This window comes from Saccharopolyspora antibiotica, assembly GCF_047200635.1.
Lineage (GTDB): Bacteria > Actinomycetota > Actinomycetes > Mycobacteriales > Pseudonocardiaceae > Saccharopolyspora_C.
In genome coordinates this window covers 23,707-43,045 of the sequence record NZ_JBJZOI010000006.1, presented here as the reverse complement: position 1 = coordinate 43,045, position 19,339 = coordinate 23,707, and the positions used below count along the sequence as shown (strand labels likewise).

The 19,339-nt window shown below is 73.1% G+C and carries 17 protein-coding genes; 5 read left to right on the top strand and 12 right to left on the bottom strand.

The window, feature by feature from the left end; translation table 11 throughout:
- The first annotated feature begins 54 nt into the window (after positions 1-54).
- Positions 55-849, top strand: a complete 795-nt coding sequence (locus tag ACL03H_RS05870) for a sugar isomerase domain-containing protein (protein ID WP_412810057.1) — start codon at positions 55-57, stop codon at positions 847-849.
- Between the two features lie 66 nt (positions 850-915).
- Here ACL03H_RS05870 and ACL03H_RS05865 read toward each other — a convergent pair whose 3' ends face one another.
- From ACL03H_RS05865 to ACL03H_RS05845, 5 genes are all read right to left on the bottom strand, one after another.
- Positions 916-1,680 (bottom strand): enoyl-CoA hydratase/isomerase family protein, encoded by a 765-nt coding sequence (locus tag ACL03H_RS05865; protein ID WP_412810056.1) that lies wholly within the window; start codon positions 1,678-1,680, stop codon positions 916-918.
- 144 nt (positions 1,681-1,824) lie between these two features.
- A complete protein-coding gene (locus tag ACL03H_RS05860; protein WP_009942935.1) occupies positions 1,825-2,034 on the bottom strand; it encodes a helix-turn-helix domain-containing protein in 210 nt (69 codons plus the stop codon).
- Positions 2,035-2,363: 329 nt separating this feature from the next.
- Complete coding sequence (locus ACL03H_RS05855; RefSeq protein WP_412810055.1) at positions 2,364-3,992, bottom strand: ABC-F family ATP-binding cassette domain-containing protein; 1,629 nt, start codon at positions 3,990-3,992, stop codon at positions 2,364-2,366.
- A 232-nt stretch (positions 3,993-4,224) separates the two neighbouring features.
- Positions 4,225-4,893: an acVLRF1 family peptidyl-tRNA hydrolase gene (locus tag ACL03H_RS05850; RefSeq protein ID WP_412810054.1), complete on the bottom strand. Its 669-nt coding sequence runs from the start codon at positions 4,891-4,893 to the stop codon at positions 4,225-4,227.
- Between the two features lie 63 nt (positions 4,894-4,956).
- Positions 4,957-6,534, bottom strand: a complete 1,578-nt coding sequence (locus tag ACL03H_RS05845) for a deoxyguanosinetriphosphate triphosphohydrolase family protein (RefSeq protein ID WP_412810053.1) — start codon at positions 6,532-6,534, stop codon at positions 4,957-4,959.
- A 65-nt stretch (positions 6,535-6,599) separates the two neighbouring features.
- Between ACL03H_RS05845 and ACL03H_RS05840 the strand changes: the two genes are divergently transcribed.
- Positions 6,600-7,814, top strand: coding sequence for a lycopene cyclase family protein (locus ACL03H_RS05840; protein ID WP_412810052.1), 1,215 nt, complete (start codon positions 6,600-6,602; stop codon positions 7,812-7,814).
- A 244-nt stretch (positions 7,815-8,058) separates the two neighbouring features.
- Complete coding sequence (locus tag ACL03H_RS05835; protein ID WP_412810051.1) at positions 8,059-9,882, top strand: GGDEF domain-containing protein; 1,824 nt, start codon at positions 8,059-8,061, stop codon at positions 9,880-9,882.
- Positions 9,883-9,937: 55 nt separating this feature from the next.
- Here ACL03H_RS05835 and ACL03H_RS05830 read toward each other — a convergent pair whose 3' ends face one another.
- From ACL03H_RS05830 to ACL03H_RS05800, 7 genes are read right to left on the bottom strand one after another with little or no spacing between them, the layout of a single operon-like run.
- Entirely contained in the window at positions 9,938-10,363 is a 426-nt protein-coding gene (locus ACL03H_RS05830) for a metal-sulfur cluster assembly factor (protein WP_412810050.1), read from the bottom strand.
- Positions 10,360-10,821 carry a Fe-S cluster assembly sulfur transfer protein SufU gene (gene sufU, locus ACL03H_RS05825; protein ID WP_412810049.1) on the bottom strand — a complete coding sequence of 154 codons (462 nt, stop codon included), beginning with the start codon at positions 10,819-10,821 and terminating at the stop codon, positions 10,360-10,362. Before sufU ends, ACL03H_RS05830 begins: the two co-directional genes overlap by 4 nt.
- Before the next feature lie 17 nt (positions 10,822-10,838).
- A complete protein-coding gene (locus ACL03H_RS05820) occupies positions 10,839-12,140 on the bottom strand; it encodes a cysteine desulfurase (protein ID WP_412810048.1) in 1,302 nt (433 codons plus the stop codon).
- Positions 12,137-12,910, bottom strand: coding sequence for a Fe-S cluster assembly ATPase SufC (sufC, locus tag ACL03H_RS05815; RefSeq protein WP_412810047.1), 774 nt, complete (start codon positions 12,908-12,910; stop codon positions 12,137-12,139). The genes ACL03H_RS05820 and sufC overlap by 4 nt, the downstream gene beginning before the upstream one ends.
- A gap of 52 nt (positions 12,911-12,962) precedes the next feature.
- Positions 12,963-14,153 (bottom strand): Fe-S cluster assembly protein SufD, encoded by a 1,191-nt coding sequence (gene sufD, locus ACL03H_RS05810; protein ID WP_412810046.1) that lies wholly within the window; start codon positions 14,151-14,153, stop codon positions 12,963-12,965.
- Between the two features lies 1 nt (position 14,154).
- Positions 14,155-15,618: a Fe-S cluster assembly protein SufB gene (gene sufB / locus ACL03H_RS05805; RefSeq protein ID WP_412810045.1), complete on the bottom strand. Its 1,464-nt coding sequence runs from the start codon at positions 15,616-15,618 to the stop codon at positions 14,155-14,157.
- Positions 15,615-16,466, bottom strand: coding sequence for a helix-turn-helix transcriptional regulator (locus ACL03H_RS05800; RefSeq protein WP_412810044.1), 852 nt, complete (start codon positions 16,464-16,466; stop codon positions 15,615-15,617). The genes sufB and ACL03H_RS05800 overlap by 4 nt, the downstream gene beginning before the upstream one ends.
- Before the next feature lie 130 nt (positions 16,467-16,596).
- On the opposite strand from ACL03H_RS05800, the gene mptB reads away from it, so the two are divergent.
- Entirely contained in the window at positions 16,597-18,282 is a 1,686-nt protein-coding gene (mptB, locus tag ACL03H_RS05795) for a polyprenol phosphomannose-dependent alpha 1,6 mannosyltransferase MptB (protein ID WP_412810043.1), read from the top strand.
- A gap of 86 nt (positions 18,283-18,368) precedes the next feature.
- Entirely contained in the window at positions 18,369-19,274 is a 906-nt protein-coding gene (locus ACL03H_RS05790; RefSeq protein ID WP_412810234.1) for an ABC transporter ATP-binding protein, read from the top strand.
- Positions 19,275-19,339 lie beyond the last annotated feature (65 nt).

Below are 19,339 nucleotides of genomic sequence, written 5' to 3'. Positions count from 1 at the left end.
CCCGGAACTGGTATAGACCGGCAGGGTTCCGCAGTTCAACCCAGGAGTCCGCCCATGCCCGACAATCTCGACGCCGGCCGAACCGAGGCCACCGCCACCGCACCGGAGCCGACACCGGCCGTGACCGGCCCGCACCACGCCGAACCGACCCTCGCCCACCTCCGCCGCACCGGTGAGCACAACGCGGCGGCGCTGCGGACGGCCGCGGCGGCGCTGCTCGATCGCGTGCGCGACGACGGCCTCGTGTTCACCGCCGGGGCCGGGCACTCGCTCGCCGGCGTGATGGAGTCCTACTACCGGGCGGGCGGGCTCGCGGCGGTGCGCCCGCTCTACCACCCGGACCTGCTGCCGTTGCACGGAGCGGTGGCCTCCACCCGGACCGAACGGACCAGCGGGCTGGCCCGGACGGTCCTGGAGGAGGCCGGGTTCCGCGGCGGCACCGACGCGCTGGTGGTGTTCTCCAACTCCGGGATCAACCCCTACCCGGTGGAGCTCGCGGGTCTCGCGGTGGAGGCGGGCTCGCCGGTCGTCGCCGTGACCTCGCCGCGGGCGAGCGCGGACGCGCCGCTGCGCGCGGGCACCACGCTGGCGGCGAGCGCGAGCATCGTGCTGGACACGCTGGTCCCCGGTGGCGACGCCAGCTATCCGGTCGCGGACCCGGTCACCGCGCCGCTGTCCTCGCTGGCCAACGCCTTCCTGTGGAACATGCTGCTGGTGGAGCTGCACGACGCCGCCGAGCGGGAGGGCGTGCGGCTGCCGGTGTGGCGCAGCGCGAACACGGTCGGCGGGGACGAGGCGAACAAGGCCAACCTGGCCCACTACGGCGCCCGCGTCCCCGGCCTGACCTGACCCCGGACGCGGCGAAGCCGGTTCCGCGGAGCGCGGAACCGGCTTCGAGTTCGGGTGCCGAGCCGGTCAGCCCTGGCCGAGCAGCTCGGCGAGCTCGGCGATGCGCCGCAGCTGGGCGGCGCGCTCCGCCGCGAGCTGCTGCTCCGGGTCGACGGCCTCGTCGGCCTGCGCCAGCAGCGCCAACGTCTCGCGCACGGCGCCTTCCGGCGGAGCGCTGACCGCCTCCGCCAGCTGGTCCGCGGCGGAATCGAGGTCGTCGGCCGCGACGACCTGGTTCGCCAGGCCGATGCGCAGCGCCTCCTCGGCCGGGACGTCCCGGCCGGTCGTGCAGATCTCCACGGCGCGGGCGTAGCCCACCGCGCGCACCAGGGGCAGAGTTCCCCCGAGGTCGGGCACCAGGCCCAACCCCGTCTCCGCCATGCGCAGCTTCGCGTCCTCGGTGAGCACCCGCAGGTCGCAGGCCAGGGCGAGCTGGAAGCCCGCGCCGATGGCGTGCCCCTGGACCGCGGCGATGGTGACCCGGTCCGGTTCCCGCAGCCAGCTGAAGCCCTGCTGGAACGAGGCGATCTCCGCGTCGGCCTCCTCGGTGGGGCGCTGCCCCAGGGCGACCAGTCCGGGCGCCCCGTCCACGTCCTCGACGCCGAACAACCTGCGGTCCAGCCCGGCGGAGAACGCGCGCCCCGTTCCGCGCACCACCACGACCCGGACCCGCGGGTCGAGGAAGTGGCCGATCTCGCGCAGGGCGGCCCAGGTCGCGGGCGTCTGCGCGTTGAGCTTGTCCGGGCGATCGAGCGTGATGGTGGCGCGCCGCCCCTGGACCGTGAGCCCCACACCGCCACGGTCCAGAAGGTCGGCGTCCATCCTCGACTGCTCCAAGCGGGCCTCCATCAGTTCTGCGTTGACCGGACAGGAACCGCGCGAGACGTTACCCGCCGGTCGGAAACGGACCGCATCGAACCGATCATGCCCGCCAGGTCACTTCTTCTTGGTCCGCGTGGCACCCCCACGTCCGCGCAGCTGAACGCCGGACTCGCTGAGGACGCGGTGCACGAACCCGTAGGATCGCCCGGTCGCCTCCGCGAGGGCGCGGATGCTCGCTCCCTTCTCGTACTTCTTCTTCAGGTCACTGGCAAGCTTGTCCCGGGCGCTCCCTGTGATTCGCGCACCCTTCTTCAGGTCAGCCACCGTGTCCCCGCCTTCCCTCCGAACAGGTCGGGCCGCTCGCGACCCCTGTCGCCGCAATGATCGAACAGGACGGCCGTAAACGCCAGGCGATCATGCAAAAAGATCGCCCAACGGTTGAGAACCCGGGGCTGCGATCACCGGAATGCGCTCGACCGTTCGGTCTACCGAACTCGCGACATCCGGCGGTGAAGAACGCCATCCCACGGCATTTTCGCTGGTCAGAGACTGATCACGGAGAGAGACCGAACACCGCTCGCCGCCAGGGGCGACCGGTCGTCGCAGCAGGCAGTGACGTGTTACCGCTCAGCCCAGGTGGGAAAAACCACTCGTCAGGCGAGTTGCACTAGCTCCAAGTAATCAGCCGACCAGTGGTCCTCGGTGCCGTCGGGCAAGAGGATCACCCGTTCCGGCTCCAGGGCCTCCACGGCACCGGGATCGTGCGTCACCAGCACCACCGCTCCGGTGAAGCTGCGCAGCGCGTCGAGCACCTGCTCGCGGCTCGCGGGGTCCAGGTTGTTCGTCGGTTCGTCGAGCAGCAGCACGTTGGCGGCGCTGGAGACCAGGCCGGCCAGCGCCAGCCGCGTCTTCTCGCCGCCGGAGAGCGTGCCCGCGGGCTGCTCCAGCTGCTCGCCCCGGAACAGGAAGGCGCCCAGCAGGGTGCGCAGCTGCTGCTCGGGGGTGTCGGGGGCCGCGCTGCGGATGTTCGACCAGACGCTCGCCTCGTGGTCCAGGGTCTCGTGCTCCTGGGCGAAGTAGCCCACCCGGAGCCCGTGTCCCGGGACCACCCCGCCCGCGTCGGCCTCCTCGATGCCGCCGAGCAGGCGCAGCAGCGTCGTCTTGCCCGCGCCGTTGAGCCCGAGCACCACGACCTTGGAGCCGCGGTCCACCGCCAGGTCCACGCCGCTGAAGATCTCCAGCGAGCCGTAGGACTTCGACAGCCCGCTCGCGGCCATCGGCGTGCGCCCGCACGGTGCCGGGTCGGGGAAGCGGATCTTGGCGACCTTGTCGTCGACCTGCTCGTCCTCCAGGTCGTTGACCAGCTTCTCCGCGCGGCGGGCCATGTTCTGCGCGGCGACGGCCTTGGTGGCCTTGGCGCGCATCTTGTCGGCCTGGGCCATCAGCGCGGAGGCCTTCTTCTCCGCGTTCGCGCGCTCGCGGCGGCGCCGCTTCTCGTCGGCGGCCCGCGCCTCCTGGTAGCGCTTCCAGTCCATGTTGTAGACGTCGGCCTCGCCGCGGACCGCGTCCAGGAACCAGACCTTGTTCACGACGTCGGCCAGCAGGTCGACGTCGTGGCTGATGACCACCAGCCCACCGTCGTGGGAGCGCAGGAACTCGCGGAGCCAGTTGATGGAGTCCGCGTCCAGGTGGTTCGTCGGCTCGTCGAGCAGCAGCGTCGTGGCCGACCGCCCGCCCGGACCGGCCTCGGAGGCCGCGAACAGGATGCGCGCGAGCTCGACGCGGCGGCGCTGACCGCCGGAGAGCGTCTGCAGCGGCTGGTTGAGCACCCGGTCGGCCAGGCCGAGGTTGGAGCAGATGCGCCCGGCCTCGCTCTCAGCCGCGTACCCGCCGCGCGCGGCGAACCGCTCCTCCAGCTTGCCGTAGCGGTTGATGGCCTTGTCCCGCTGGCGCTCGTCGGCCAGCTCCGCCATCGCCGTCTGCGCCTTCTCCATGTCGCGCAGCAGCTGGTCGAGGCCGCGCGCGGAGAGCACGCGGTCCTTGGCGGCGACGGACAGGTCGCCCTCGCGGGGGTCCTGCGGCAGGTAGCCGAGCTCGCCGCGGCGCATCAGATCACCGCCGTAGGGCTCGCCCTCCCCCGCCAGGACTCGCAGGGTGGTGGTCTTGCCCGCGCCGTTGCGGCCGACGAGGCCGATGCGGTCGCCGGGCTGGACGCGCAGCGTGGCGCCGGAGAGCAGGACGCGGGAGCCCGCGCGCAGTTCGAGGCCCGAGGCAGAGATCAAGGAAGACTCCGAAGACGTAGTGGTCGAGCGAGGTCACGGCCCCGTCCGCACCGCGGCGGCGGCGACGAGGCCGGGCGGGAAGGACGTCCGCTAATCGGCGGAGACGGTCGTGCGCGGTCCCCGCAGGCGGGATGGCACCGCCCACCTGTCCGCTTCGCGCTTGCTCACCACGCGCCCAGTGTAGCGGTCGGCCGCCACCGCCCGGCGCGCACTCCGGCCCCGGGCGCGAAGCTCAGGGTTCGCGGATCAGGACCTCCACGGCGAGCGCGCGCACGGCGGCCTCGTCGAGGACGGCCCGGCGCGGTTCGGGGACGTCGAGGACCCGGGGCTCGGCGGCGGCGAGCAGCGCGCGCAGCCGGGGATCGGCGCGCAGCGCCTCCAGCGCGCGGCGGTCACCGCCGAGGACCACGGCGTCGAGCCGGTCGCGCTCGGGCAGCAGCACCCGGGCCACCTCGTCGGCGGCGGAGTCCAGCGAACGGCGGGCCTGGCCCGCCCGGCGGCGGGCGAAGCGCTGCTGGGACTGGCCGCCCGCCTTGTTCCGCCCCTGCACCAGGTGCCGGTCGGTGGCGGAGCGCTCGACCGCGCCGCCCCGGGCGATGCCGACGCTGTGCGCGCCCAGCCGCACCAGCACCAGCCCGATCCGCCGCGGGGTCAGCGCGTGCCGCACCAGCGGATCGGCGGCGAGTCCGGGGAACTCCCCGTGCGGGCCGGGCAGCGGCTCGAACGGGACCTCGACCGTCGCGGTGGCGCCGTCAACGGCGGTGACCTCGACCAGGCGGCCCGAGAGCCCGGTGCGCAGCGCGCCGCCGTGCCGGGCGGCGAACCGCTCGAACCAGCCCGCCAGCCGCTCCGGTGGCACCGGAACGGCTCTGCCTCCACCAGCCAGCTGCCTGCCTCGCACACCTCCATCACAGCACGGTCGCGGTCGCTCCCCCACGTCCCGTGCCGGGCGTCCCGCGAGCGGTCAGAGGGAGATCTCGGAGAACAGCCGCGTGGTGCGGCCGGAGAGGGCTTCCAGCAGCGAGGCGGCCTGGTCGTCGGTGAGCGAGGCGACGAAGTCGATCACCGCGCGGCCCCGGGCCCAGCGCTCCAGGTCCGCGGCCCCGGGCGACTCCCCGCCGGTGGACAGCAGCGCCGCCGGATCCGCCGCGCGCAGCTCGTCGAACTCGCGGCGCGCCCGATCGAACAGGTCCCGCAACCGGTGCGGCAACCGCGCCGCCTCGCTGCGGTCGATCAGCCAGGAGTCCAGCGCCGTGACCAGCTTGGTGAGCAGCCGGTCCTGCCCGCGCTGGTGCAGCGCCAGGTCGGGGCGCTGCAGCACGAAGCGGCGGTGCACGAACTTGAGCACCTGCACCTCGTGCCACTGCTCGGGCCCCAGCGAGACGTGCCCGGAGCGCACCGTCGGCGTCCGCTCCACCCGCACGCCCTCGACGAGCCTGCGGGTCCACTCCCCGGAGAACGCCGCCACCGCCTGCTCGGCCTGCTTCGACCGGTCGAACGGCATCTGCAGCAGCTTCGTCACCAGCTCCGCCTGCACCTTCCGCACGGCGGCGGTGAACGCCCCGTCCGAGGCGATCCAGGAGTCCTTCGCGTGCAGCCTGCGGCGCAACCGCTCCAGCGAGCGGCCGGGCAGGTGCTCGGTGTCGGTGAGCTCGCCGTCGCCCAGCTTCGCCAGCGCCACCTGGTGCGCGAGCCACTCGGTGAGCTCGTTGGAGACGGTCGGGTGCTGGAGGATCCCGACCCGGTGGAAGTCCTCGAGGTCGTGGATCGCGTACGCGATGTCGTCGGCGGTGTCCATCACCGAGGCCTCGACGGTCTGCTGCCAGCTCTCCACCCGGCCGCGGAACGCCGAGCGGCAGTCCCGCATGTCGGCCAGCTCGGTGACGTAGCAGGAGAACTTCGCCGACCCGGTGCCGGGCGCGTCGTCGGGCTCGGAGGCGCCGCGCGGCGGGACCCGCAGGTCGCGCGGGTGCGGGGACGGGCGGTGCCGCCGGGTCCACGGGTACTTCAGCAGCGCGGCGCGCACCGCCGCCGTCAGGTCCAGGCCGTCCCCGGACCCGCCCGGATCACCCCGCACGTCGATGGAGCTGACGATGCGGAACGTCTGGGCGTTTCCCTCGAAGCCGTCGATCAACCCGAAGTCCTGGCGCGCGATCCGGTCCAGCACCGTCTCCCCGAGGTGCCCGAACGGCGGGTGCCCGAGGTCGTGGCCCAGCCCGGCCGCCTCCACCACGTCCAGGTCGCAGCCGCCGAGCTCGTCCAGCACCGCCGCCGCGTCCGGATCGGCCAGCAGCCGCTCACCGATCGCGCGCGCCACCTGCGCCACCTTGAGGCTGTGGGTGAGCCGGTTGTGCAGCAGCATCCCGGAGCCGCCCGGGCTCACGACCTGGGTGACGCCCCCGAGGCGGCCGAAGAACGCCGAGCTCGACACCCGGTCCCGGTCCGCGCGGAACGGGCTCGCCGCCAGATCCGACGGCGGCGTCCCAGCGCGGAGCGCGTCGCTGCGGCGGGAGTTTCGCTCGACCGGCGGATCGCTGTGCATGCCCAGCACGTTAACGGCGCCCGGCCAGGCAGCGGCACCCGCATCCGGCGTGATCTGATTCCGGTGTGGTGGACGTGCTCATCGCAGGAGCGGGCCCGGCGGGTCGGGCGGTGGCCGCGGCGTGCGCCGACACCGGTCTGACCGCCGCGGTGGTGGACCCGGCGCCGCGCCGCGGCTGGGCGCACACCTACGGCTCCTGGCTGGACGAGCTGCCCGCCTCGGTGCCGCGCTCGGCGCTGGCCGCGGTGAGCTCCTCGATGCGGGCCTGGGGCACCACCTGCCACGAGCTCGCGCGGCCCTACGCGGTGCTGGACAACACGGCGCTGTGGAAGCACCTGTGGCGGCCCGACGTGCACGACATCACCGGCCGGGTGGTCGGAGCCGAGCACGGGCCCACCGGATCGACGGTGCACCTCAAGGACGGCAGGCGGCTGGCGGCGGCCGCGGTCGTGGACGCCAGCGGGCCGGCCCGGGTGCTGTCCGGGGGGCGCCCGCAGCGCACCCCGGCGCAGCAGTCCGCGGTGGGCGTGGTGCTCGACGCGGAGGCCGCGGAACCGCTCTGCCCCCGGCGCTCGGGGGTGTTCATGGACTGGCGCCCGGCGCCCGACACCCGGGGCGGCTGGCCGACCTTCCTGTACTGCGTCCACCTCGGTGGCGGGCAGGTGCTGCTGGAGGAGACCTCGCTGGCCCGGCGCCCCGCGCTGCCGCTGACGCTGCTGCGCCGCAGGTTGCGCGGGCGGCTCGCCGCCGCGGGGATCACCGCGCCCGAGGACGCGGTCGAGGAGCGGGTGCGCTTCCCCGTGGACGATCCCGTCCCGCCGCCGGGCCGGGTGGTGGCCTTCGGCGCCTCCGGCGGGCTCGTGCACCCGGCCAGCGGGTTCAGCGTCGCCGCGGCGCTGCGGCAGGCGCCGTGGGTGGCCGGGGCGCTGAGCGCGGGGCTCGGCTCCGGACCCGGCGCGGATCCGGCGAAGGCGTCGAAGGCGGCCCGGTCGATCCTCTGGCCACCCCGCGCGGTGACCACGCACGGGCTGCGCCGCCGCGCGCTGCGCGCCCTGCTGTCCTTCCCGCCCGCCCTGGTGCCGGAGTTCTTCGAGGTGTTCTTCGAGATGCCGGAGCGGGACCAGGCCGCCTTCCTCGCGGCCGATCACGACCCGGTCCGGACGGCGGCGGTGATGACGGCGCTGTTCCGCCGCGCCCCCTGGTCCGTCCGGCGAGGTCTGGTGGCGGGCGGCTTCGGCCCCGGTTCCGGCGAGGCGCAGCACGGCTTCGGCGGCCGCTGACCGCCCGCTCGTTCGCGGGCTCGCGGCGACGGGCCCCGTCCCCGCGCCCGGGAAATCGATACCCCGGCGGATCCGGGCGAACCGCACGTCAGAGGCCCTGTGGCGGTGCCCACAGCGCGCGGTCGAGACGGGTGCTGGGAGTCGGTCGGGCGCGCTAGGTTGGCATCCGGGAAGGCCGCCGTCCGGAGGCGAGGAGCAGCTGAGATGCCGGTGAACAGGTCGTGAACCCGCTCGGTGGGGAGCCGTGAGCGCGGGCAGCATCGACCCCGTGCTCGCCCTGGTCGACGACGTGCGCTTCGCGTTCCAGCCCCTGATCAACGTCAAGACCGGTGCCGTCGTGGCGGTCGAGGCCCTCTGCCGGCCCACCGGCCGCACCGTGCGCGACCTGTTCCGGGAGGCCGCCGCGCACCGCAGGCTCACCGAGCTCGACGTGGGCCTCGCCCGCGCCGCCGTCAGCGCCGCCGCCGACCACGAGACGCTGCTGCCGCTGCACCTGAACGTCTTCGGCGGCACCGTCGCCCACGACCTGCCCCGGCTGGAACTGCTGCGCGAACGGCTGCGCGAGGTCGGCCGCCGCGAACGCGACGTAACCCTGGAGATCGGCCCGCCGTTCGCCCGGTTGGACCCCGCCGAGCTGGTCGCGGGGGTCCGGGCGCTCAAGGAGCAGGGCTTCCAGATCGCCGTCGACGGGGTCGGCGAGGGCGACGTCCCGCTGGTGCTCATCGCCGACGTCGAGCCCGGCATGGTGAAGCTGGACCGCGGCGTCGTCGAGGGCCTGCCGGACTCGGCGCCGCGCCGGGCCGTCCTCGAATCGGTCCGCCACCTCTGCGAGGCCGCCGGGGCGGACCTGGTGGCCGAGGGGGTGGAGGACGACCGGCAGCTGTCCGCGCTGCGGCGCGCCGGAGTCCGGCTGGTGCAGGGCAACCTGCTGGCGCCCCCCGCGCGCCGCCCGCCGACGACGATCACCGTGCCCGGGGTGGCCGCCGAGATCACCGACCCCGCCGGGCAGCCGGTGAGCACCCTCGCCGCCGGGCCCAGGGTCACCGAGTTCCTCTCCCCCGCCACCGTGCTGCCGGTCGAGGTCACCGCCGACGAGGTGCGCGGCGTGCTGGCCGACCACCCGGAGATCAGCGGAGTGGTGCTGGTCGACGAGCAGAACCGGCCCCAGTTCACCATCGACCGGAACCGCTTCCTGCTCGCCGTCACCGGCCCCTACGGGCACGCGCTGCACGCGCAACGGGCGGCGTCCCGGCTGGCCGACGAACCGCGGGTGGTCACCACCGCCACCACCGCCATCGAGGCGCTGGGCCTGGTCACCCGCTCCGACCAGCACCGGATGTACGACGACGCGATCGTGGTGGACGAGGCGGGGCGCTGCCTGGGCGCGGTGCGGGCCGGGCACCTCATCCGCGGCATGGCCGATCTCAAGGTGGAGGAGGCCGCCGCGCTGAACCCGCTGACCCGGCTGCCCGGCAGCGATGCCATCGCCCGGGACGTGGGCAGGCGCATCGCCGCCGGTGACGTGTTCGCGGTGAGCTGGCTGGACATCGACGGGTTCAAGAGCGTCAACGACGAGGTCGGCTTCTCCGCGGGGGACGACCTGATCCGCTCGGTCGGGCGCGGGCTGACCGACGCGGCGACCGCGCTGCCCTCGGTGCGGGTCGGGCACGTCGGCGGGGACGACTTCCTGCTGGTGGCGGACCTGGACGACCTGGTGCCGCTCTCGGAACTGCTGCTGGACCCCGAGCGCGAAGCGGGCGGGGTGCCGGTGACGCTGTCGTTGGCCACGCTGGTGTGCACCCGCAGCACCGTGGCCGGCTACGACGAGGCCTCGCGGCTGCTGGCGCCGCTCAAGCACCGGGCCAAGGACCTCACGGGCTCCAGCTGGGTGATGTCGCGGCCCGGGTCCGAGCACGTGGACGTGCTGCGCGGCGAGCCCCGGCCGACGCCGACCGAACTCCACCCGGAGGACCCGGGGCGCCGCGCGGCGCCGGACCAGGGACCGCCCCGCGCCGGCCCCGGCGGCGGGGCACCGCTGGCACCCGGGCGCGGGACGGCGCGGACGTGAACCGGCCCCCGGCTCCCGCGCGGGGAACCGGGGGCCAGCTGCCAGGAGACCGCCGTCAGACGGTGAAGCCGAGGGCGCGCAGCTGCTCCCGGCCCTCCTCGGTGATCTTCTCCGGGCCCCACGGCGGCATCCACACCCAGTTGATGCGGAAGTCGTCGACCAGGCCGCCGCCGGGACCGCCGGTGAGCGCGGAGCGGGCCTGCTCCTCGATCACGTCGGTCAGCGGGCACGCGGCCGAGGTCAACGTCATGTCCACCGTGGCGCTGTTGTCCGGCTCGACGCGGACGTCGTAGACGAGGCCGAGATCGACGACGTTGATCCCCAGCTCGGGGTCCACGACGTCGCGCAGCGCCTCCTCCACGTCTTCGAGCGCGGCGAGCTCCGCGGCCGGAGCGGGCGGCTCCGGCAGGTTCTCGGCGCCGCGCGCCACGTCGGTGGCCTCGCCCGCGGCCTGGTCCTGAACCTGGGTCTGGTCTGTCATGACGCTCCCACTTCGTCGACGACGCGCGACACGGCGTCCTTGAAAGCCATCCACCCCAGCAGCGCGCACTTCACGCGCGCCGGGTACTTCGCCACCCCGGCGAACGCGATGCCGTCCTCCAGGACGTCCTCGTCGGGCTCCACCTGGCCGCGCCCCTGCATGAGCTCGCTGAACGCGGCCTGCTTGCCCATCGCCTCCTTCACCGACCGGCCGATGACCAGGTCGGTGAGCACGGAGACGGAGGCCTGGCTGATCGAACAGCCCTGCCCCTCGTAGGAGACGTCCTCGACGGTCGCGTCGGGTCCGCTGCCGGTCACGTGGACCCGCAGCGTCACCTCGTCCCCGCACACCGGGTTGACCTGGAAGGACTCCGCGTCGAACGGATCCCGCAGGCCCCGGCCGTGCGGGTTGCGGTAGTGGTCCAGGATGATCTCCTGGTACATCTGCTCCAGCTGCATCACACGTCCTTCAGCCTTCACCCGACACCGAAGAAACGCTGGGCCTCCCGCACAGCATCCCCGAGCGCCCGGACCTCGTCCAGATCGTTGTAGAGGTAGAAACTCGCCCGCACGGTGGCGGGCACCCCGAAGCTCCGGTGCAGCGGCCACGCGCAGTGGTGGCCGACGCGGACCTCGACGCCCATGTCGTCGAGGACCTGGCCAGCGTCGTGCGGGTGCACCCCGTCGACGACGAAGGCCACCGTGGCACCTCGGGATTCGGTGTCGCGGGGCCCGATGATGCGCACCCCGTCGATCGACTCCAGCTCCGCCAACGCCGCCGCGGCGAGCTTCTCCTCGTGCGCGGCGATGCGCTCCATGCCGACCACCGAGAGGTAGTCCACGGCCGCGCCGAGCCCGACGACCTGCGAACTCATCGGCACGCCCGCCTCGAACCGCTGCGGCGGCTCCGCGAACGTGGCGCGGTCGATGTGCACCATCTCGATCATCGAACCACCGGTGAGGAACGGCGGCATGGCGCGCAGCAGCTCGTGGCGCCCGTAGAGCACGCCGACCCCGGAGGGGCCGAGCATCTTGTGCCCGGAGAACACCGCGAAGTCGACGTCCAGCGCGCCGAGGTCCACCGGCGCGTGCGGCACCGACTGGCAGGCGTCGAGCAGCACCAGCGCGCCGACCTGGTGCGCCCGCGCGACGATCTCCGCCAGCGGGTTCACCGTGCCGAGCACGTTGGACTGGTGCGCCACGGCGACCACCTTGGCGTTCTCGGTGATCACCCCGGCCACGTCGGAGAGGTCGAGCCTGCCGTCCTCGGTGACGCCGAACCAGCGCAGGGTCGCCCCGGTGCGCCGGCACAGCTCCTGCCACGGAACGAGGTTGGCGTGGTGCTCCATCTCGGTGACCACGACCTCGTCGCCCGGCCCGAGGCGGAAGCGCTCCGCCTCGGGACCGCCCGTGGCGGCGTTGCTCATCGCGTAGGCGACGAGGTTGACGCCCTCGGTCGCGTTCTTGGTGAACACGACCTCGTCCACTCCCGCCCCGATGAAGCGGGCGATCGTGGCGCGGGCGCCCTCGTAGGCGTCGGTGGCCTCCTCGGAGAGCTGGTGCGCGCCCCGGTGCACCGCCGCGTTGGAGGTCTCCAGGAAGGAGCGCTCCGCGTCGAGCACCTGGCGCGGGCGCTGCGAGGTCGCCCCCGAGTCCAGGTAGACCAGGCGCCGATCGTCGCGGATGGTGCGGCCGAGGATCGGGAAGTCGGAGCGGATCGCCGCGACGTCCAGGGGCCCGGCGGCCGCACCGGCGGTGGTGAGGGGCTGAGCGGTCATGACTGCGCGACGGCCTCCTTCTTGCTGGTGAACCGCACGTAGCCGTTCTTCTCCAGCTCGTCGGCCAGCTCCGGCCCGCCGGACTCGACGACCTTGCCGCCGGCGAACACGTGGACGTGGTCCGGCGTGATGTGGTTCAGGATCCGGGTGTAGTGCGTGATCAGCAGCACGCCCCGGTCGCCCTTGCCGGTGTAGCGGTTCACGCCCTCGGACACCACGCGCAGGGCGTCGACGTCGAGGCCGGAGTCGGTCTCGTCGAGGATCGCGAACTTCGGGTTCAGCAGGTCCAGCTGCAGGATCTCGTGCCGCTTCTTCTCACCGCCGGAGAAGCCCTCGTTGACGCTGCGCTCGGCGAAGGAGGGGTCGATGTCGAGGTCGGTCATCGCCTGCTTGACCTCCTTGACCCAGTGCCGGATCTGCGGGGCCTCGCCGCGGACCGCGGTCGCGGCGCTGCGCAGGAAGTTCGACATCGACACGCCCGGCACCTCGACCGGGTACTGCATGGCGAGGAACAGGCCCGCGCGGGCGCGCTCGTCCACGCTCATCTCCAGCACGTCCTCGCCGTCGAGCAGGACCGAACCGGAGTCGATGCGGTACTTGGGGTGCCCGGCGATGGCGTAGGCGAGGGTCGACTTGCCGGAGCCGTTCGGCCCCATGATCGCGTGGATCTCACCGGAGTCGACCTTGAGGTTCACGCCGTTGAGGATCGGCTTGGCGCCCTCGTCGGTGAGGACGGAGCCGTGCAGGTCCTTGATCTCCAGGGTGGCCATTGTGCTTGTGTTCTCCTGGTACTCGGAAGGGAAGTCTGGGTGGGCGGGGCGCTCAGGCGCCGACGACGGCCAGTTCGGCCTCGATGGCGGCTTCGAGCCGCTCGCGGACCTCCGGCACGGTGATCTTCTGCAGGATCTCGCCGAAGAAACCGCGCACCACCAGCCTGCGGGCCTGCTCCTTCGGGATGCCCCGGGCCTGGAGGTAGAACAGCTGCTCGTCGTCGAACCGGCCGGTGGCGCTGGCGTGACCGGCGCCCTCGATCTCACCGGTCTCGATCTCCAGGTTCGGCACCGAGTCGGCGCGGGCGCCCTCGGTGAGCACCAGGTTCCGGTTGAGCTCGAAGGTCTCGGTGCCCTCGGCGGCCGCGCGGATGAGCACGTCGCCGATCCACACCGAGTGCGCCCCGTCGCCCTGCAGCGCGCCCTTGTAGAGCACGTTGCTGCGGCAGTTCGGCTGCGCGTGGTCCACGAGCATCCGGTGCTCCAGGTGCTGCCCCGCGTCGGCGAAGTACAGGCCCAGCAGCTCGGCGTCGCCGCCCTTGTCGCCGTAGGTGACCGTGGTGTTGACCCGGACCAGGTCGCCGCCGAGGGTCACCGCCAGGTGCCGGAACACCGAGTCCCGGCCCAGGTAGGCGTGCTCGGAGCTGACCTGGGTCGCGTCGTCGTCCCAGTCGTGCACGGACACGACGGACAGCCGCGCCGAGTCGTCGGTGACGAACTCGACGTTCTCGCCCAGCACGCCGGAGCCGCGGTAGTCGAGCACGACGACGGCCTCGGCGAACCGCTCGGCGCGGATCTGCACGTGGCCGTACGCCGTCTCACCGGCGCCGGGGCCGTGCACGACGACGCTGATCGGCTCGGCGGGCCGCACGTCCTTCGGGATCGTGACGACGGTGGCCTGCTCGAAGGAGCTCCAGGCCTGCGCCGCGACGCGGTCGGCGGGCACGCCGCCCTTGCCGAGCCGCTCGTCGTCGCGGCCGACCGTCTCGACGGTCACCTCGGCGCCCGCCTCGACCTCGACGCGCGCGGAGCCGGTGGCCGGCGCGGTGCCGTCGTGCAGGCCCTTGAGCCGCTTGGTCGGGGTGAACCGCCAGTCCTCCTCGCGGCCGCCGGGGACCTCGAACGCCTCGACGTCGTAGGAGGTGAAGCGCTCGCCGCGGGAGGACTGCGGAACCACAGCCCCTCCGTGGGAGTGCCCGGTCAGGCCGTGCTGGGCGTCGGCGGTGTCAGTGGTGCTCGTCATCTCAGCCGACGGCCCCTTCCATCTGCAGCTCGATCAGGCGGTTCAGTTCCAGCGCGTACTCCATGGGCAGCTCGCGCGCGATCGGCTCCACGAAGCCGCGCACGATCATCGCCATGGCCTCGTCCTCGGTCAGCCCGCGCTGCATCAGGTAGAACAGCTGGTCGTCGCTGACCTTCGAGACGGTGGCCTCGTGGCCCATGGACACGTCGTCGACGCGCACGTCGACGTAGGGGTAGGTGTCGGAACGGCTGATCGTGTCGACCAGCAGCGCGTCGCACTTGACCGTGGAGGCCGAGTGGTTGGCGCGCTTGGCGACCTTCACCAGACCCCGGTAGGAGGTGCGGCCACCACCGCGGGCGATCGACTTGGACACGATCGTCGAGGAGGTGTGCGGAGCCATGTGCTCCATCTTCGCGCCCGCGTCCTGGTGCTGGCCCTCACCGGCGAACGCCACCGAGAGCACCTCGCCCTTGGCGTGCTCGCCCATCAGGAAGACCGACGGGTACTTCATCGTGACCTTGGAGCCGAGGTTGCCGTCGACCCACTCCATGGTCGCGCCCTCTTCGGCCTTGGCCCGCTTGGTGACCAGGTTGTAGACGTTGTTCGACCAGTTCTGGATGGTCGTGTAGCGGCAGCGCGCGCCCTTCTTGACCACGATCTCCACGACCGCCGAGTGCAGCGAGTCGCTGGAGTAGATCGGGGCGGTGCAGCCCTCGACGTAGTGGACGTAGGCGTCCTCGTCGACGACGATCAGCGTCCGCTCGAACTGGCCCATGTTCTCGGTGTTGATCCGGAAGTAGGCCTGCAGCGGGATGTCGACGTGCACGCCCTTCGGCACGTAGATGAACGAGCCGCCGGACCACACCGCGGTGTTCAGCGCGGAGAACTTGTTGTCCCCGGCCGGGATGACCGAGCCGAAGTACTCCTTGAAGATCTCCGGGTGCTCGCGCAGCGCGGTGTCGGTGTCCAGGAACTGGACGCCCTTCTCCTCGAGGTCCTCGCGGATCTTGTGGTAGACCACCTCGGACTCGTACTGGGCGGCGACACCGGCGACGAGCCGCTGCTTCTCCGCTTCCGGGATGCCCAGCCGGTCGTAGGTGTTCTTGATGTCCTCGGGCAGGTCCTCCCAGCTCTGGGCCTGCTTCTCGGTCGAGCGCACGAAGTACTTGATGTTGTCGAAGTCGATGCCCGAGAGGTCGGCGCCCCAGTTCGGCATCGGCTTGCGCTCGAACAGCCGCAGCGCCTTGAGCCGCGCTTCGAGCATCCACTCCGGCTCGTCCTTCTTGGCCGAGATCTCCCGGACGACGTCCTCGTTGAGCCCGCGCCGCGCGCCTTCGCCCGCGACGTCCTTGTCGGCCCAGCCGTACTCGTAGTTGCCCAGGGTGGCCAGCGTCTCCTCTTGGCTGAGCTGGCCAGAGGTGTTCGACGCCGTGGTGGGTGTGCGCTGCTCGGCAGCGGCAGTCATACGGACTCCCCTCCGTCAGGAATCGGGGCGGTCTGCTGCCCGCCGGTCCAGGACCGGTCGGAGGCAGCCGGATCGGTTGCTACCGGCGCGGACTCCGGGAGGACCTGGGTCTCCGGGCCGTGCTCGGCGGTTCGCTCGGACCGCGTGAGCGGTACGTGCGTCGTGCAGGCCGCATCGCCGTTGGCGATGGTGGCCAACCGCTGCACGTGGGTGCCGAGGACCTCGGCGAACGCCTCGGTCTCGGCCTCGCACAGCTGCGGGAAGTCCGCAGCGACGTGCGCCACCGGGCAGTGGTGCTGGCAGAGCTGCTCTCCGGAGGCCACGCTGCGCGTCGAAGCAGCGTAGCCCTCCCGGGTGAGGGCCCCGGCGAGGACCTCGGCCCGTTCGGCCCTGGTCCGCGCGGCGGCCAGCGCCTCCCGGTGGTGAGCGACCAGCGCGGCGATGCGCTTGCGCGCGAACGACCGCACGGCCTGCTCGCCGTCCGTCTCGGCGATGAACCGCAGCGCGGCCGCCGCCAGGTCGTCGTAGGCGTGCCCGAACCTGGTCCTGCCGACCTCGGTCAGCAGGAACAGCTTCGCGGGCCTGCCGCGACCCCGGCGCTGACGCGCCGAGGACTCCCTGGTGTAGGCCTCGCCCTCGGTGACCAGCGCGTCGAGGTGCCTGCGCACCGCGACGGAGCTGAGCCCGAGCTCCTCGGCCACCGCCGCGGCGGTGATCGGTCCGCGCTCCAGCAGGAGGCGGGCGACCGAGTGCCGGGTACGCCCGTCTCCGGACTGCCCGCCCGCACCCGGAGCCGCGGCACCCGGGTCGGCGGCCGCAGCCGGTGGAGTCGTTCCGGCGTATTTCACAACACCGATGTTACCTATTTAGGTCCGCCACACCAGACGGCAGGCCCGGCAACGTGACCCGGCTCACCCTGATCGGCGGTTGTGCGGCGGCGGACGGCGGCCGACGCGCGCTGCCCTAAGCTTCGGCGGCGTGGGTGCAGGGGAGACGAACGAACGGGCGGCCGGCGCAGCGGACGAGCGGGACGCGGAGCGCCCACCGGGCGCGGACGGGACCTCGGCGGTCACCGCTGCCCCCGAGCGCGGCCGCAGCGGCGAGACCCCCAGCGGCGACACCGCCTACGCGGGCGGCCCGCCCGGCGCGCACCAGCCCGCGCCGCTGGCCGGAGCCGAGCGCCGCCAGCTCGACCTGGTCCGCCGCTTCGGCACCACCGGGTCGCTGGTGCTCGCCTTCGGCGCGATCGGAGCCGGGGCCGCGCCGGTCGACAACCCGCTGATCGGGGTCCGGCTGCTCGGGCTGCCCGCCCGCATCCCCACGGTCGCGATGGCCTGCGCCTGGCTCGGGATGCTCATGGTGGTCACCGCCTGGCTGTGGCTGGGCAAGCTCTCCTGGCCCGGGCGCGACCGCATCGTCAGCCGCACCCAGATGGACCGCACCGTCGTGATGTGGGGGCTGCCGCTGGCCGTGGCACCGCCGCTGTTCAGCACCGACATGTACACCTACCTGGCGCAGAACGCGGTGGCCGCGCTCGGGATCAACCCGTACGCGCTGGGCCCCGGGACGGCGCTCGGCGTGGATCACCCGCTGGTGGCCAACGTGCCGAACATCTGGCGCGACACGCCCTCCCCCTACGGTCCGCTGTTCCTGCTGTTCGGCCAGCACATCGCCCGCGTCATCGGCGACGACGTGGTGTTCGGCGTGCTGTTGTGGCGGGTCGTGATGATCATCGGGCTGATGCTGGCGATCTGGGCCATCCCGCGGCTCGCGGCGCGCTGCGGAGTGCACCCGGTGGCCGCGCTGTGGCTCTCGGCCGCCAACCCGATCACGCTGTTCCACGTCGTCAGCGGCGCGCACAACGAGGCGCTGCTGGTCGGCATCATGCTCGCCGCCATCGAGCTCGGGCTGCGCTGGCGCACCCCGCTCGGCGTGATCGCCGCCGGGGTGCTGCTGAGCATCGGCGGCGCGATCAAACCGCCCGGGTTCGTCGCGCTCGGCTTCTTCGGCATCTACGTGGCGCGCCGGCGCGGAGGGCGGATGCGCGACCTCGTCGGCGTCGCCGCGCTGCTCGGCGTGGTGCTGCTCGCCACGATGACGATCATCACGGTGGTCAGCGGCTGGGGTCTCGGCTGGATCGAGACCTACGACGTGCCGAACCGGATCAAGACCTGGCTGGCGCCGATGACCGCGTTCGGGATGACCGGCGGCGGGCTCGGGATGCTGCTCGGTCTGGGCAACCACACCAACTCGATGCTGGTCATCACCAAGATCTTCGGCTACGCCATCACCGGCGGGGTGTGCCTGCGGCTGCTGTGGCTGTCGTTCAAGGGGCGCATCGAGCCGCTGGCCGCGCTCGGCATCACCCTCGGCACGCTCGCCGTGTTCGGGCCGGTCCTGCACCCCTGGTACCTGCTGTGGATGGTCGTCCCGCTGTCGCTGTCCACCCACGACCACCGGTTCCGGCTCGGCGCGGCCGCGATCTGCTCCGTCGTCGCGCTCGTGGTCCCGCCCACCGGCGCGGCGTACGTCCTGCGCGCCTACCAGATCCCGTTCGCCGTGATCGCCTCGCTGATCGCCTTCGCCGTCCTGCTCTGGCTCGTGCGCGGCAAGGTGCCGCCGCTGCTGCCGACCCGGGCGGATGCGCGCCCCGTCACGTCATAGGCTTGGACGTCGTGAAGGAAGCCGCGAGCACTCCCCCGGCCGGTGCGGCGCTCGACGCCCCGGCCGCGGACGGCAGCGCGCTCGACGTGCGCGGGCTGACCAAGAGCTTCGGCGACACCGCGGCCGTCGCGGGGCTCGACCTGCGGATGCCGCGCGGCAGCGTGCTGGCCCTGCTCGGCCCCAACGGCGCGGGCAAGACCACCACCGTCGAGATCTGCGAGGGCTTCCAGCGCCCCGACGGCGGAACGGTCCGGGTCCTCGGCCTCGACCCCGCCACCGACGGCGAGCGGCTCCGGCCCCGCATCGGCGTGATGCCGCAGGGCGGCGGCGCCTACCCGGGCGTGCGCGCCGCCGAGATGCTCGACCTCATCGCGGCCTGCTCGGCCGATCCGCTCGACCCGCGCTGGCTGCTGGACGTGCTGGGGCTGAGCTCCGCCGGGCGCACCCCGTACAAGCGGCTCTCCGGCGGTCAGCAGCAGCGGCTCTCGCTCGCCTGCGCCCTGGTCGGGCGCCCCGAGCTGGTGTTCCTCGACGAACCGACCGCCGGGCTCGACCCGCAGGCCCGCCACCTGGTGTGGGAGCTGGTCGCCGCGCTGCGCCGGGACGGCGTCGGGGTGCTGCTGACCACGCACCTGATGGACGAGGCCGAGGCGCTCGCCGACCGGGTCGTCATCGTCGACCACGGCCGGGCCGTCGCCGACGGGACCGCGGCCGAGCTCACCGCCGACCCGCGCGGCGGACAGGAGCTGCGGTTCCGCTCCGAGACCGCGCTCGACCTCGACCTGCTGCTGACCGCGCTGCCGGAGGGGTACGAGGCCACCGAGCAGCGCACCGGGGAGTACGTGGTGCGCGGCACCATCGACCCGCAGGTCGTGTCCACCGTGACCGCCTGGTGCGCGCGCCACGGCGTGCTCGCCCACGAGCTGCGGGTGAGCAGGCGAAGCCTGGAGGACGTGTTCCTCGACCTCACCGGACGGGAGCTGCGCTCGTGACCGCCGCAGGAGCAGGCCGCCGCGAGGCGCCGCAACCCGGGGACCGCTTCCCCGCCGGAACCTTC